Origin of the sequence: Marinibacterium sp. SX1 (assembly GCF_050389775.1) — a bacterium.
In the GTDB taxonomy this organism is placed as follows: Bacteria; Pseudomonadota; Alphaproteobacteria; order Rhodobacterales; family Rhodobacteraceae; genus Marinibacterium.
In genome coordinates, this window is the sequence record NZ_CP177144.1 from 2,464,218 (window position 1) to 2,478,878 (window position 14,661).

General features: G+C 67.6%; 14 protein-coding genes. 4 read left to right on the forward strand and 10 right to left on the reverse strand.

The features are described from left to right. Positions 1-227: 227 nt before the first annotated feature. The 6 genes from rsmA to lptF form a co-directional block, all read right to left on the reverse strand. Complete coding sequence (gene rsmA / locus ACK3BB_RS11040) at positions 228-1,070, reverse strand: 16S rRNA (adenine(1518)-N(6)/adenine(1519)-N(6))-dimethyltransferase RsmA (RefSeq protein ID WP_428924702.1); 843 nt, start codon at positions 1,068-1,070, stop codon at positions 228-230. Positions 1,071-1,137: 67 nt separating this feature from the next. Beyond that, positions 1,138-2,112, reverse strand: coding sequence for a 4-hydroxythreonine-4-phosphate dehydrogenase PdxA (gene pdxA / locus ACK3BB_RS11045; RefSeq protein ID WP_428924703.1), 975 nt, complete (start codon positions 2,110-2,112; stop codon positions 1,138-1,140). Further along, positions 2,109-3,338: a peptidylprolyl isomerase gene (locus ACK3BB_RS11050; protein ID WP_428924704.1), complete on the reverse strand. Its 1,230-nt coding sequence runs from the start codon at positions 3,336-3,338 to the stop codon at positions 2,109-2,111. Before ACK3BB_RS11050 ends, pdxA begins: the two co-directional genes overlap by 4 nt. Further along, positions 3,323-5,569: an LPS-assembly protein LptD gene (locus ACK3BB_RS11055; protein WP_428924705.1), complete on the reverse strand. Its 2,247-nt coding sequence runs from the start codon at positions 5,567-5,569 to the stop codon at positions 3,323-3,325. The genes ACK3BB_RS11050 and ACK3BB_RS11055 overlap by 16 nt, the downstream gene beginning before the upstream one ends. Continuing rightward, positions 5,566-6,663 (reverse strand): LPS export ABC transporter permease LptG, encoded by a 1,098-nt coding sequence (gene lptG, locus ACK3BB_RS11060; protein WP_428924706.1) that lies wholly within the window; start codon positions 6,661-6,663, stop codon positions 5,566-5,568. Before lptG ends, ACK3BB_RS11055 begins: the two co-directional genes overlap by 4 nt. After that, positions 6,660-7,793: an LPS export ABC transporter permease LptF gene (gene lptF / locus ACK3BB_RS11065; RefSeq protein ID WP_428924707.1), complete on the reverse strand. Its 1,134-nt coding sequence runs from the start codon at positions 7,791-7,793 to the stop codon at positions 6,660-6,662. Before lptF ends, lptG begins: the two co-directional genes overlap by 4 nt. A gap of 123 nt (positions 7,794-7,916) precedes the next feature. Between lptF and ACK3BB_RS11070 the strand changes: the two genes are divergently transcribed. Genes ACK3BB_RS11070 through ACK3BB_RS11080 form a run of 3 tightly spaced genes read left to right on the forward strand, consistent with a single transcriptional unit; the run spans position 7,917 to position 10,294 of the window. Then, entirely contained in the window at positions 7,917-9,395 is a 1,479-nt protein-coding gene (locus ACK3BB_RS11070) for a leucyl aminopeptidase (protein WP_428924708.1), read from the forward strand. A gap of 26 nt (positions 9,396-9,421) precedes the next feature. Next, positions 9,422-9,820: a VOC family protein gene (locus ACK3BB_RS11075; protein ID WP_428924709.1), complete on the forward strand. Its 399-nt coding sequence runs from the start codon at positions 9,422-9,424 to the stop codon at positions 9,818-9,820. A 15-nt stretch (positions 9,821-9,835) separates the two neighbouring features. Continuing rightward, positions 9,836-10,294 (forward strand): DNA polymerase III subunit chi, encoded by a 459-nt coding sequence (locus tag ACK3BB_RS11080; protein ID WP_428924710.1) that lies wholly within the window; start codon positions 9,836-9,838, stop codon positions 10,292-10,294. 40 nt (positions 10,295-10,334) lie between these two features. Here ACK3BB_RS11080 and ACK3BB_RS11085 read toward each other — a convergent pair whose 3' ends face one another. The 3 genes from ACK3BB_RS11085 to ACK3BB_RS11095 form a co-directional block, all read right to left on the reverse strand. Continuing rightward, a complete protein-coding gene (locus tag ACK3BB_RS11085; RefSeq protein WP_428924711.1) occupies positions 10,335-10,916 on the reverse strand; it encodes a retropepsin-like aspartic protease family protein in 582 nt (193 codons plus the stop codon). A gap of 81 nt (positions 10,917-10,997) precedes the next feature. Then, positions 10,998-11,630 carry a MarC family protein gene (locus tag ACK3BB_RS11090; RefSeq protein ID WP_428924712.1) on the reverse strand — a complete coding sequence of 211 codons (633 nt, stop codon included), beginning with the start codon at positions 11,628-11,630 and terminating at the stop codon, positions 10,998-11,000. A gap of 85 nt (positions 11,631-11,715) precedes the next feature. Continuing rightward, complete coding sequence (locus ACK3BB_RS11095) at positions 11,716-13,569, reverse strand: ABC-F family ATP-binding cassette domain-containing protein (protein ID WP_428924713.1); 1,854 nt, start codon at positions 13,567-13,569, stop codon at positions 11,716-11,718. Between the two features lie 204 nt (positions 13,570-13,773). Here ACK3BB_RS11095 and ndk point away from each other — a divergent pair, with 204 nt between their 5' ends. After that, positions 13,774-14,196 (forward strand): nucleoside-diphosphate kinase, encoded by a 423-nt coding sequence (ndk, locus tag ACK3BB_RS11100; protein ID WP_428924714.1) that lies wholly within the window; start codon positions 13,774-13,776, stop codon positions 14,194-14,196. A gap of 105 nt (positions 14,197-14,301) precedes the next feature. On the opposite strand, the gene ACK3BB_RS11105 is transcribed toward ndk, so the two are convergent. Continuing rightward, positions 14,302-14,640, reverse strand: coding sequence for a TfoX/Sxy family protein (locus ACK3BB_RS11105; protein ID WP_428924715.1), 339 nt, complete (start codon positions 14,638-14,640; stop codon positions 14,302-14,304). Positions 14,641-14,661: the final 21 nt, after the last annotated feature.

Below are 14,661 nucleotides of genomic sequence, written 5' to 3' on the forward strand. Positions count from 1 at the left end.
GCTTGAGGCTGATGAGTTGCCTTTGGGGGGTAATAACCCCAGGGCACAAGACTTAACCCTAGGCCTCGTGGCTCAACCCTTGGGCCGGTGAGCCAACCCTAAAGCCAATGACCTAACCCTATAGCCGATCACCTAGTCCCAGGGCGCGTGACCTGGCCCATTGCCCGGACCTTTGATCCAGCCCTGACCTGGACCCAGCCCTGTCCAACCAGGATCTGGCCGCTGGTCTATCCCTGGGCCACTGCGCGGGCGAGGGCGCAGAAGCCCTCCAGCGGCACGGTCTCGGCCCGGTCGGTCGGTTTCAGACCGGCGGCGATCAGGCGATCCTCGATATCCGGCGCAACACCCTTGAGCGCGGCGCGCAGCATCTTGCGGCGCTGGTTGAAGGCCGCGGCCACGACGCGCGACAGCACCTGTGCATCGGCGGGATAGCGCGGCGCGGGCAGGGCGGACAGGTGGACCACGGCGCTCGACACCTTGGGCGGCGGGGTGAAGGCTTCGGGCGGCAGCGACAGGACGATGCGCGCCTCGGCCCGCCACTGGGCCAGGATGGCCAGCCGGCCATAGGCCTTGGAGCCGGGGGCCGCGACGATGCGTTCGGCGACTTCCCTCTGGAACATCAGCGTGAGGCTCTGCCAGAAGGGCGGCCATTCGGGGGGCGTCAGCCAGCGGACCAGCAATTCGGTGCCGACATTGTAGGGCAGGTTGGCGGCCACGCGGATCGGCGGCGCCAGGTGTTGCAGCGGGTCGAGTTCCAGCGCATCGCCCTGCAGGATCTCCAGCCGGCCGGGATAGGCCGCGGCGATCTCCTGCAGTGCGGGCAGGCAGCGGCTGTCCTTTTCGACGGCGACCACGCGGCGGGCGCCTTCGGACAGAAGGCCACGGGTCAGCCCGCCGGGGCCGGGGCCGATTTCCAGCACGTCGCAGCCGGCCAGGTCACCGGCCTGGCGGGCGATCTTGGCCGTGAGGTTGAGATCCAGCAGGAAATTCTGGCCCAGCGACTTGCGGGCCGAGAGGCCGTGGCTGGCGATGACTTCGCGCAGGGGCGGAAGGGAATCGATGGCGCTCATGTCCAAGGCTCCGTGCATCTGGCCGGGGGCAGGACCGGGATATTTTCAAAGAGAAAGAAGCAGGAGGTCATGCGTCGGCCAGCTGTCGCGCGAGCTTGAGGGCCTCGACCAGGCTGGTGGGATTGGCGATGCCCTGCCCGGCGATGTCATGGGCGGTGCCGTGGTCGGGCGAGGTGCGGATGAAGGGCAGGCCCAGGGTGACGTTGACGCCGCGGTCGAAATCCAGGGTCTTGATCGGGATCAGGGCCTGGTCGTGATACATGGCGATGGCCACGTCGTACCGGGCGCGGGCGGCGGCGTGGAACAGCGTGTCGGCCGGATGCGGGCCGGTCAGGTCATGGCCCTCGGCGCGCAGGGTGGCCACGAGGTCGGCGATCCAGTCGAGCTCTTCGCGGCCCATGGCACCGCCTTCGCCGGCATGGGGGTTGAGCCCGGCCAGGGCGATGCGCGGAGCGGGCAGGCCGAAGCGGTCGCGCAGGTCGCGGGCGGTGATCTCGATCGTTGCGCGCAGCAGGTCAGGGGTCAGCGCCGCGGGCACGTCGGCCAGGGCGATGTGGATCGTGGTGGGCACGACGCGCAGCGCCGGGCTGGCCAGCATCATGACCACGCGATCGACGCCGGCCCGGGCGGCGAGATATTCGGTATGGCCGGGATGGGCAAAGCCCGCGCCGTCGATCAGCACCTTCTTGTTGATCGGCGCCGTGCAAAGCGCGGCCGCCGCGCCCGAGCGCACAAGGTCGACCGCCCGGTCGAGCACGGCGATCACGCCCGGCGCATTGGCCGGGTCGAGCCGGCCGGGCACGGCCGGGGCGGGGAAGGGATGGGCCAGGACGGGCAGGGCATCGGCCGCCGCCCAGGCCGTGTCGCCCAGCCCGTCGAGCAGGGCCACCGGCGTGCCCGGCGGCAGATGCGCCGGGTCGCCGATCCAGGCAAAGGGCAGATCGCTGCCCAGCTGCTGCCAGGCCTTGACCGCGATTTCCGGCCCGATCCCGGCGGGATCGCCGCAGGACAGGACCAGGGGCGCGGTCGGGGCCGTGCTCATGGGGTGACGATCAGCGCGTTGGCTTCGAGCTGGTCGAGATAGCTGGCTGCGAAGGCTTCGAGCCGCTGGGCGGTCAGCGCATTGGCCACGTCCTCGCGCGAGGCGTCTTCGTTGCCGGCCGAGGTGCGGCCGCAGAGCATCAGCAGCATCAGCGACTGGCCGTTGTTGCGGGTCAGCGCCAGCGAGGTCTCGCCGGGATCGAGCTTGGCCAGTTCGACGGCCACGTCCGAGGGAATCTCGGAAGGCGGCAGCGACTGGCGTTGCAGCGTGCCCGGGGGCTGGTTCTTGGCAATGCCGTAGAGGTCGTCGCAGGTGTCGATGGAATCGATCAGCTTCTGGCCGGTCTCAAGCGTGTCGGCGGTACGCCCGCCGGCCAGGAAGAACATGGCATAGTCGATCGCCGCGTAGCTGGGCGCCTGGCCGACGATCTCGGCCAGGTCGCGCAGCTGGAACAGGGCGATGGCATTGGACAGCTGCAGCGGCGGGGTCACGTCGCCGGGCGACAGGGCCAGGATGGCCGGGCGCAGGGCGGGGGGCAGTTCGTTGAGCGGCACCCAGTCCATCCGGCCGCCCCGGTCGCGGGTATTCGTCGCCGAAACCTGGCGGGCCTCGGCGGAAAAGGCGTCGATGCTCTTGATCTGGGCGATTTCCTCGGCCTTGGCCATGACCGCCTGCTGGTTGGTCGGCGTCAGGGGCATGACGATTTCCGACAGCAGCACGCGCAGGCCGCCGCTGCCGCCCGAGCCGATGGCCCGGTCGATCTCGGCTTCGGAGGGCCGGGCCTGGGCCAGGAAGCGCGCGCGCACGACGTCGCGCCAGACCAGGCCGACCTCGACAAAGGCGCGGAAGCTTTCCTCGGACACGCCGGCGCCCGACAATTCGCCGATGAACTCGTCGGCGCTCATGTCGGCACGGGCGGCAAATTCCTCCATCCCGGCGCGCAGGTCCTCGGGCGAGACGGTCACGCCCATCTCGGCCGCGGCCTGGAATTTCAGCCGGTCCTCGACGAGCTGCTCAAAGGCCAGCTTGTCGGGATCCGAGGGCGCGCCCAGCAGGCGCAGGAATTGCGTGCGCTGGTCCAGCTCATAGCGGCTGACGACATCGCCGTTGATGGTGATGGCAGGGGAAAACAGGCTTTGCGCCTGCAGCGCGGCGGGCGACAGCGTGACGGCGAGCGTTGCGCCAAGGGCCAGCCCGCGCAGGGTCTTGATCACGAGTTCTTGCATGTGGATGCGTATCTTTCTGCTCCGTCCGCGGTTCCGAAGCCGCGTAGCGAGATGGTTAGCCCGACACTTGTCGAAGGATCAACCGTTGTCGACGACGTGTAGTCGCGTTCGACCGACAGGACGACCCTGACACATTCATTGGTATAGCCGAGGCCGATGCCGGCTTCGGTGGGCGTGGTATCGACGATGTCATAGCGCCAATAGGCCGAGGCGGTCCAGTACCGGTTCAGCTCGTAGGCGCCATCGAGGTAGATTTCATGGGCATCCTGGGTCCGGCCCTCGGCGCTGTCGGCGTCGAGCCACAGGTAGGTGCCGGCCAGCTCGCTGCGCCCGGTGGCCCAGGAGCCGATCATCTCGGCCTTCGAGAAATCGAAGCTTTCGTCAAATATCGTCCGGGCGGTCAGCGACAGGTTGTCGCCCCGGATCAGCTGGCCGGCGACCAGGAAATCCGAACTGGTGCCGGACAGGCCCGACGAGGCCGAGAAATCGGTGTTCTCGATGTCGCGCAGGATGTGGCCGAAGCTGGCATAGGCGCCCCATCCCTCGCCGCGCGGCGTGCGTTTCCAGTTCAGCCCATAGGCCAGCACCAGCCCTTCCTCGCGCCGGTCCTCGGCCGAAAAGCGCGACAGGGACAAGAGGTTGCCGGCATCAAACTCGACCAGGTTGCTTTCGTCGCGCGGCACGTCGCCGCCGCTGACATCCGACCAGGCCAGTTGCACCACCGGTTCGATCATGTGCGTGCCGCCGGCCGTCTGCTTGAGCATCGGGTAGGACAGGGCCAGGGCGGTCTGGGGCGTGACCACGGCCACGCTGTCGGGATAGGTGCTGTCCTGGCGGATGCCAAAGAGATCGCCGGCCATGCCCAGGCGGAAATCGGTGCGCAGGCCCGACGACAGGATGAAGCTTTGCAGGTACATCAGCTCGGCCGTGGTGCGAGTCATGTCGCGGCCCAGCATATCCAGGTCGGATTCGCGGGCATGGGAATGGCCGATCAGCGTGGTGCGGAACTCGCCGCCCAGGGCCGCCGGATAGCTGCGCCGCTGGTAGCGCACGTCGAGGATGTTGGTCGGCAGCAGGGCCTGGTCCTCGCTGTCGCGCAGCGAGGTGAAATTGACCGCCGTGGCGCCAAAGAAACTGTCGCGGTCGGTGCGGCTCAGCTCGATCTCGCGGCGCAGGCGGTCGGCGTCCGAGATGTCGTATTCCTTGAGATAGGCATCGTCCGAGGCGGCCGAGATGTCGAATTCCAGCCGGAACCGGTTGCCCAGGTCGAACCGGCCCTCGCCGAAGAGATAGCCGCGCCATTGGTCGGGCACCAGGGTGTCGCGCGATGCCGCGCCCTCGAATTCGATATTGCCGTTCCAGAAGGCCTGGCGATAGCGGAATTCCAGCGTGCGCGTGTTGGTCGACAGGTAGGGCGTCAGTGTGACATCGGCATGATCGCCGATGGGCACGAAATAGGGCAGCTTGAACCCCACGCCCAGGTCCGAGCTCTGCTTGAACTCGGGGATCAGGAAGCCCCGGGCGCGGGCCAGGGTCGGATCGGGCAGGCGCAGGCGGGGCAGGTAGAAGATGGGTACCGACAGCACGCGCAGCTGGGCGTCCTCGAAGTAGAGCTGGCGCTCTTGCTCGTCGTGGATGACCTTGCGCGCGCGGATCGACCACAGCGGCGGGCCGCCGTCGCCGCAGACATGGCACGAGGTCACGGCCGTCTTGAACAGCTGGTTGTAGCGCCCGCCGGCGCGGGTCATCTGGGTCGAGGCCAGCTGGACCTGTTCGTTGAAGACCAGCCGGGCGCCGGTCAGCAGCCCGTCCTGCAACTGGTCGTCCATCTCGGCGGCCGAGGCCAGGACGATCACGCCGCGGGCGTCCTCGATGCGGATCGGGCCGTCGATCGACAGCTGGCCGCTGTCCTGGTCATAGACGATGCGCGAGGCGGTCAGGCGGGTCTGGCCCTGGTAGGCCTCGACATTGCCCTGGGCAACCAGCTTGCGGTCGGGTGTGATGTGGACGTCATCGGCCACCAGGATCGCCGGCCCGTCGACCTGGGTGCGGGTGGTGGCCGGAGGTGTTGCGGTGGCCGTGGATTGGGCCCGGGCGGGATCGGCCTGCCAGGCGGCAAAGGCCAGGGCAAGGGCCAGCGACAGGCGCAACGGCCGGCGCAGTGACTGGCACGGCAGCGGGAACGACAGCGGGGCGGGGCGGCGCATCGGGGCGGCGGCGGGGCGTGTCATCCGTCCTCCGCGTGCAGGATCAGACCGAAGGCCAGCAGCACCGAGGCAACCGGCGCGGCCCAGGCGGCCATGGGCACCGGGATCTGGCCGTTCTCGCCCAGGATCTGCGCGAAATTGCGGATGAAATAAAGACCAAAGCCCAGCAGCACGGCGGTGAGCACGGCCACGCCGGTGCCCCCGAACCGCACGTGGCGCATGGTGAAGGCGGCGCCGATCAGCACCATGGCCACCAGGAAGATCGGCCGGGACAGCTCGGATTGATACCAGACCCGGTGGCGCAGGGTGGAAAAGCCCGCGGCGTCAAGCTGGCGGATCGTGCTCGGCAGGTCCCAGACCGAAATGTTCATCCGCCCGCCGATCGTCTCGCGGATGCGCTCGGGCGTCAGCGTCGAGGGCAGGCGGTATTCGGGCAGGATCTGCGCCGCTGCCTCGGGGTTGGTCTCGGTCGTCAGGTTCCAGATCTTCACGTCTTCCAGGGCCCATTCGTTGTCGTCCAGCGTCGCGGTGGCCGCCTCGATCCGCCGGGCGGGGCCGCCGCCGGGGGCATAGGTCAGAACGGTCACGCCGTAAATCCGCGAGTCCTCGGGCGCGTAGCCGGTGGCATGGATCACCGACTGGCCATCCGCGCCGCCCTGGCGCAGCCACAGGCCCTCGCCCGACAGCGAGGCCGCCGATGTCTCGCCCGCGCGATAGAGTTCGGACACCCTCTGGTACTGGTTCATCGTCGAGGCGACGATCGGGTTCAGCATGGCCACGGCCATCAGCCCCAGCACGAAGGACACGGTGACCGGCGCCAGAAGGGCACGGACGCCCGACCGGCCCGAGGCCCGGGTGACCACCAGCTCGGAGCTGCGCGCCAGGCCCAGGAACAGCGAGACCGTGGCCAGGATGGTGATCAGCGGCAGGATGGTCGACATGGCGGCCGGGACGTTGAGGCTGACCAGGTAGAGGATCTGCGTCAGCCGCACATCGCTGCCCCCGAAACGGCGCACCTGTTCGATCAGCTCGATCAGGAACATCAGCGTCAGGAAGACGACCATGATGATGGCCATCTGCACCAGGAACCGCCGGGCGAAGTAGCGATCCAGGATCATGCCGGCGCCTCGGCGGGCGGGGGGCGTCGTCGCAGGCGGATCGGCCGGCCCGAGATTCTGAGGAACAGCGCGGCCACGATCAGGCCCAGGATGGGCGGCACGTAGAGGATCGGCCAGAGCGCCGGGTTGGCCACCACCGGCGGCGAGACCATGCCGCGCAGGGTTTCCAGCAGGATCAGCAGCATGAAGGCCCCGACCATCTGCCGCCAGAGACCGAAGCGCGAGAACCCGCCCAGCAGCAGCGTGGAAAAGCCCAGCAACGCCACGGCCAGGCAGTTCAGCGGCCGGGTCATGCGCACGTGCAGCTCTTCGGTCAGGGTGCCCAGGTCATGGCCCTCGGTCTCGGCGATCTCCTGGCGCGAGGTGATCAGCTCGAGGGTGGGAATGGCCCGGTGACTGCGCTTGCCAACGCCGCGCGTGGGCATCAGGGCACTGATATCATATGAAAAGTCTTCGAAATAGGTCAGCGACAGCGCCTGTCGCCCGGTTTCCAGCCCCTGGGCCATGCCGTCCACCATGATCAGCCGTGCTCCGCCGTCCTCGCGCACGAGATAGGCGCGCGAGGCGGTATAGAGCATCGCCTGTTCGGGGTCACGCCGGTCGGACAGGAAAACGTCGTTCAGCGCGCCGTCCAGCCCGATTTCGCGGATGTAGAACGTCACCCCGTCGGTCGGATGCAGAAAGGTGCCCTCGGTCAGCAGCCGCGCGGCGATGTTCTGCGAGATCTCGGCCTCGCGGATGTTCAGCCGCCCGACGGAGGCCGGCAGCAGCAGGTTGGTCAGGATGGCCATCATCACCGCGATGACCAGCCCGAAGGCCGCGGCCGGGCGGGCCATCTGCCAGGGGCTGGCCCCGGTGGCCTGCATCACCGTCAGCTCGCTTTCGTTGCTCAGCCGGTTGGTGAAATAGATCACCGCCGCAAAGGTCGCCATCGGCAGCACCATTCGGATCAGCCGGGGCAGGGACAGCGCGGTGAATTCCAGGAAGATCAGCGCCGACTGCCCGTCGCCGATCAGCACGTCGAACAGGATCACAGCCTGGTTCAGCCAGAAGACAGCCACCAGAATCAACGAGAAGAACCCGAAGAACAGCAGGTACTGCGACAGCACGTAACGGTCGAATTTTGACAATGCGTATCCCTGTCTGCAGTCTCGGTGCCAAATCCTAGAGCAATTGGACTGAAGCGAAAACTGCTCTCTGGTCAAGAAGCCGGGCGCAGGCTAGGTCAGTTTTGTGACTTCTTGGAGGACGACATGAGCGCGCTTGCACCGATCCGATTTCTGGCCACCGACATCGACAGCATGGGGGCGGCGACCGGCCGGGTTGCCATCATCGTCACCCCGGAGGGCAAGCTTGATCCCGCCGGTCGTCGGGCCAACAAGCTGACCAGGGGCGCGGTGGCGCGGCTGATCGAAAGCGAGGGTTTTGCCAAGATCGGCTCGGGCAAGACCGTGACGCTGGCCTGGCCCACGGGCATGGCGGCCGAGGCGCTCGACATCCTGGTTCTGACCAAGCGGGTGACCCCGGTCGAAGCGCGGCGCGCGGGTGCGGCCCTGGGCAAGCTGAAAGGTGCGAAATCACTTCAACTCATGGCCGGAAGTCACCCCAAGGCAACGGAAATTGCCCTTGGCATCCAGCTGCGCGATTACAAGTTCGGCGTGCACAAGACGGCCGTAGATGCCGATGCCGCGCCGGCCGGCGCCGATGTGCACGTGGCAAATCCCGACGAGGCCGAAGCCGGCTTTGCCCCGCTGCAGGCGGTGGCCGAGGGCGCGTTCTTTACCCGCGATCTGACCAACGAACCTGCCAATGTCCTGACAACCACCGAATTCGCCAACCGGCTGGACGAGATGCGCGCCATCGGGCTCGAGGTCGAGGTGCTGGAAGAAGATCAGCTGGCCGAGCTGGGCATGCGCACGCTGCTCAGCGTCGGGCACGGGTCGGACAGCCCGTCCAAGGTCGTGGTCATGCAATGGAAGGGCGGCGCCGAGGATGCGGCCCCGCTGGCGCTGGTCGGCAAGGGCGTGGTCTTTGATACCGGCGGGATCTCGCTCAAGCCCGCGGCGGGCATGGAAGACATGACCATGGACATGGGCGGCGCCGGCGTGGTGGCCGGGGCGATGAAGACCCTGGCCCTGCGCAAGGCCAAGGCCAATGTCGTGGGCCTGGTGGGCCTGGTCGAGAATATGCCCTCGGCGCGGGCGACGCGCCCCGGCGACGTGGTCAAATCGATGAAGGGCGACACGGTCGAGATCATCAACACCGATGCCGAGGGGCGGTTGGTGCTGTGCGACGTGCTCTGGTACGCGCAGGAGCGGTTCGAACCGGCGGGCATCGTCGACCTGGCCACGCTGACCGGCGCGATCATCGTCGGGCTGGGCAATGAGAATGCGGGCGTGTTCTCGAACGATGATGCCTTCTGCAACAAGTTCCTCAAGGCCGCCGAGGCCGAGGGCGACGGGGCCTGGCGGATGCCGCTGGGCAAGGCCTATGACGACCTGCTGAAATCCTCTATCGCCGACATGAAGAACGTCGGCGGCCGGGCCGGCGGGTCGATCACCGCCGCGCAGTTCCTGCAGCGGTTCATCAAGGACGGCCAGCCCTGGATTCACCTCGACATCGCCGGGGTGGCCTCGGTCAAGTCGGACACCGATTTCGCGCCCAAGGGCGCCACGGGCTGGGGCGTCGCCGCGCTGAACCGTCTGGTTGCCGACGCGTTCGAGGCCGAGTAACCCCGGGGCGACAAGGGCCTGGTCCGATGCTGATCCCCGCCACCCGATACGCCGATTGCGAGACTGCGCTGGCGTTCCTCAAGAAGGTCATCGGGATGCAGGAGGTGGCCATCCACCGCAACGCGGCGGGCCAGGTCGTCCATGCCGAGATGCGGATGGGCGACAGCCTGTTCATGTTCGGACCCGAGGCGGACACGCCGTTCTCGCGCTACATGACCGCCCCCCGTGACACCGGGGGGCGCGAAACAACGGTGATGTACGTGGTTGTCGGTGATGTCGAAACCCACAATGCCAAGGCCATGGCGGCCGGGGCAACGATCATCATTCCGCTGGAAGAACAGGACCATGGCGGGCTCAGCTATTCGCTGCGCGACCCCGAGGGCCATGTCTGGACCATCGGCAGCTATGATCCGCGCGGGACGTGAAGCGAAGGAAGCGGCATGGGCGCTGTCTATTTCTACCACCTGACCCGCCGCCCGCTCGAGGCGGTGCTGCCGATGCTGCTGGACCGGGCCATGCAGGCCGGCTGGCGCATTGCCGTGCGGGGCACCGACGCCCGGAGGATGGCCTGGCTGGACGACAAGCTGTGGCTGGGCCCCGAGGAACATTTCCTGCCGCATGGGCTGGCCGGCGGGCCGCATGATGCGTTGCAACCGGTGCTCCTGACAGCTGAACGTCAGGATCTGGGCGATCGCGCCTGCCTTATGTCAGTAGACGGGGCCGAAGTGACAGCGGCCGAGGCGGAGGCGCTGGAGCGGGCCTGCATCCTGTTTGACGGCCGCGACGAGGCGGCGTTGCAGGTGGCCCGGGGCCAGTGGAAGCAGCTGACTGCCGCGGGCTGCAAGGCGCAATACTGGTCCGAGGAAAGCGGCCGCTGGGAGAAGAAGGCCGAGGCCTGAACCCTGTCAGGTGTCTGTCAGGAGTGGGGAGCGGCCGGGCCTAGCGGGTCAGCGTCAACTCGCCGCCACCCATCTCGATCCGGGTCCAGCGATCGAGGTAACGCATGCCCAGGAGCGAGGTTTCCATCGCCCCGTCATTGACGCTGGCCGTGACATTGCGATCGACGAAGGGCCCCAGGGACACGCTGTCCAGCGTCACCGGCGCGGTGCGCACCTCGCCATTGGCCGTCAGGGCCCGGCCGAAATATTGCAGGCTGTCGGGGTCGATCCCGGCGCGGTCGGCATCCGCCCGGGTCAGCACCATGTCGGTCGCCCCGGTATCGACCATGAAGCGGATATTGCGGTCATTGATCGCCAGGTTCAGGTAGAAATGCCCATCGGGGCTGCGCGGCACGACGATGCGGTTTTCCGAGGCAACGACGGTCTGGGTCGGGATCACCGTGCGCTGCACGTCCTCCCACAGGCCATAGCCGGCCAGAACGGCCAGAAAGATCAGCCCCCAGGTCAGCATCTGGCGCAGGGTCGCGCCGATGCCCTGGCGGTTGTTCACGATGAACATGGTGATCAGCGCCGCGCCAAGCAGCACGAAATAGATCAGGTTGCCGGTCTGGAATTCGTTCATGCCACTCTCCTGACAGCCGATATAGGCGGCACCGGGCGCCTGTGCCAGATGCGCGGGACGGGTGGGGCGTGTCGGGGGCGGTCAGGACGGGCCGGCGATGCCAAAGGCGGCGAGCCCGTCCATGACAAATTGCACCGACAGCGCGGCCAGCAGCATGCCCAGGATGCGCGTGACAACATTGGTGCCGGTCTGGCCCATGGCCCGTTCCAGCAGCGGGCTGGCCAGGAACAGCACGAAGACCAGCGCGATGACCGACACCATGACACCCAGTGTCACGAAAAGCCCTTCGATCCCCGGATGCTGGCCGGTCAGCAGGATCATCGAGGCAATTGCCCCGGGCCCCGCGATCAGCGGAATGGCCAGGGGAAAGACCGAAGGGTCATCGTCGGGATCGCTGTGACCCTTGTCGGCCTGGTCCTCGCGCCGCTTGGTGCGGCGTTCGAACAGCATGTCGAGCGCGGTCAGGAACAGCAGGATGCCCCCGGCCACGCGGAAGGCCGGCATGGAAATCCCCGCATAGCCCAGCACCTTGTCCCCGAAGACCGCAAAGAGCGTCAGCACGACCAGCGCCACGGCACAGGAGCGCAGGGCGATGTTGCGCCGGGCCTCGGCCGTCATGCCCTGGGTCAGGGCCACGAAAAGCGGGGTCATGCCCAGCGGGTCGATCACCACGAAAAGCGTCACGAACGCCGTCATGACAAATTGCACGTCCATGCCTGGACCCCCTGTCATTCACCGGTGCCGCGCCCGGCCGATCCTCATCCCGAATTCATCCGTCCTGACAGGCTGACATTTTCTGTCAGGCCGCCTGTTCCGCCGCTTCCAGCTTTTCGGCCGCGCTCATCCACAGGGTTTCGGCGCGCTCCAGCGCCTCCATCACCTCGGCATATTTCGCCTGCCAGACCTCGCGCTTGGCGGTGTTTTCCTCTTCATAGGCCGAAGGATCGCCCAGCCGGCGGGCCAGCTCTTCGCGCATCTCCTCCAGCTTGGCCATGCGCGTTTCGCATTTGCGCACCTCGGAGCGCAGCGCCGTCATCTCGTCCTTGGACGGCCGGCGCGGCCGGGCCTTGGGCGTGGCCTTTTCGGCCGGCTTGTCGCGGGCCAGCAGGAAATCGCGATAGGCTTCGAGATCGCCGTCGAAACTGCGCACCGTGCCGCCCGAGACCAGCCACAGGCGGTCGGCCACCAGCGACAGCAGGTGCATGTCGTGGCTGACCAGGATCACCGCGCCCGAGTAATCGGTCAGCGCCTCGACCAGCGCCTCGCGGCTTTCGATGTCCAGGTGGTTGGTCGGCTCGTCGAGGATCAGCATGTGCGGCGCGTCGATCGCCGCGATCAGCAGCGACAGCCGGGCCTTCTGACCGCCTGACAGCCGGCCGACCTCGGTTTCGGCCTGGGCCGGGCCCAGCCCGAACCCGGCCAGCCGCGACCGCCAGCGGGCCGGTGCCTCGGCCGGCCGCAGCCGGCGCAGGTGGTCCAGCGGGGTCTCGTCGACATGCAGCTCGTCGACCTGGTGCTGGGCAAAATAGCCGATGCGCAGCTTGGACGACCGGGTCATCTTGCCGGCCATCAGCGGCAACCGGTCCGACAGCAGCTTGGACAGGGTCGATTTGCCCTGGCCGTTCTTGCCCAGCAGCGCGATGCGGTCGTCCTGGTCGATGCGCAGGTTCAGCTTTTGCAGGATCGGCGTCTCGCCATAGCCCGTCACACCGCCTTCAAGATTGATGATCGGCGGTGACATTTCCTCGGGTTCGGGGAAGGTGAAGGCGCGCAGGGCGGCCTCTTGCGGCGACGAGATCGGCTGCATCCGGGCCAGCGCCTTGAGCCGCGACTGGGCCTGCTTGGCCTTGTCGGCCTTGTAGCGGAACCGGTCGACATAAGATTGCAGATGCGCCCGGCGGGCCTCTTGTTTCTTGGCCATGGCCTCGGCCAGGGCGATCTTTTCGGCGCGCTGGCGGGCGAACTGGTCATAGGGGCCCTGGTAGAAAGTCAGCTGCCGGTCCTCGAGATGCAGGATCGACCCCACGGCCCGGTTCAGCAGCCCGCGGTCGTGGCTGATGATGATGACCGTGTGGGGATAGCGGGCGAGGTAGGTTTCCAGCCAGAGCGCGCCTTCGAGGTCGAGATAGTTGGTCGGTTCGTCCAGCAGCAGCAGGTCGGGCTGGGCAAAGAGCACGGCGGCCAGGGCCACGCGCATCCGCCAGCCGCCCGAGAAATCGGAACAGGGGCGCAGCTGGTCGTCTTCGTCGAAGCCCAGCCCCTTGAGGATCGAGGCCGCGCGGCCTTCGGCCGACCAGGCGTCGATGTCCGCCAGCCGGGTCTGGATCTCGGCAATGCGGGCGGGGTCGGTGGCGGTCTCGGATTCGGCCATCAGTGCGGCACGTTCGGTATCGGCGGCCAGCACCGTATCGCGCAGCGAGACATCCGACGAGGGCGCTTCCTGCGACACCCCGCCGATGCGGGCGCGCGAGGGCAGCGAGATGGCCCCGCTTTCCAGCGAGAGCTCGCCCCGGATCAGGCGGAACAGCGTGGTCTTGCCGGTGCCGTTGCGCCCGACAAGGCCGACCTTGTGGCCATCGGGAATGACCGCCGAGGCGCTTTCGAACAGCGGGCGGCCTTCGACCGCGTAGGTGATGTTTTCGATCCTGAGCATGCAAGGCCCCTAGCAGAGCTGCGGGCGCGGGGCCAGAGGCCGCGGACGCCGGGCGGCGATGGGCGTGCCAAGGTGGGGCGGGACGGGCCGTCAGGCCCCGCGCGGGCGGCGCAGTCAGGCCTTCCCAAAGGCGCGGCCCCATGCTAGGCGGGCGCCGATTTGAACGCCGGGCCATTGGGGCCTGCGCAGGACAGGAGAGATCCCGTGGCTCTGGAACGCACCTTTTCGATCATCAAGCCCGACGCAACCCGCCGCAACCTGACCGGCAAGATCAACGCCAAGTTCGAGGATGCCGGCCTGCGCATCGTCGCACAAAAGCGGATCCACATGACCAAGGCACAGGCCGGCGCGTTCTACGCCGTGCATGCCGAGCGTCCGTTCTACGACGAGCTGTGCGACTTCATGTCGTCGGGCCCGGTCGTGGTGCAGGTTCTGGAAGGCGAAGGCGCCATTGCCAAGAACCGTGAAGTGATGGGCGCAACCAACCCGGCCGACGCGGCTCCGGGCACCGTGCGCGCGGAATTCGCGGAATCGATCGGCGAGAACTCGGTCCACGGCTCGGACGCGCCGGAAACCGCCGCGGTCGAGATCGCGTATTTCTTCGCTGGCTGCGAAATCGTCGGCTAAGCCGCGACGCGGCGCCCCGGGCCCCGTGGGCCTGGCAGGTCTGCCGGCGCGGCCATGACACGGCCATGAAAAGATCGGCGGGGGCCCTTGGCCCCCGTTGTCATGTCAGGACGGCAGCCGTCGTTCGATCACGCCGATTTCGTCCAGCGCCGCTTCGAAGGCGCTGCGATGGGGATCGAAGGCCCGGGCCTTGATGGCATCGAACCGGGCGCGCAGGGCGGTCTTTTCGGCGCCCTTGCAATCGTTCCAGGGCCGGCCCTGCAAGCCCATGACCAGCACGTAATAGCCGATGAAATGCGGCCGCGACCCGGTGGCCAGCAGGCGGGCATAGGCCGCGTCGGGCCCCAGCTCGCGCAGCTCTTCGGCCGACATGATCCCGGCGCGGTGCAGGCTGGCCTCGATCGCGGGGCCGAGGTTGCGGATGGTGGTGATCGGCGTCGACATGGCCCCAAGGCTACCCCCGGC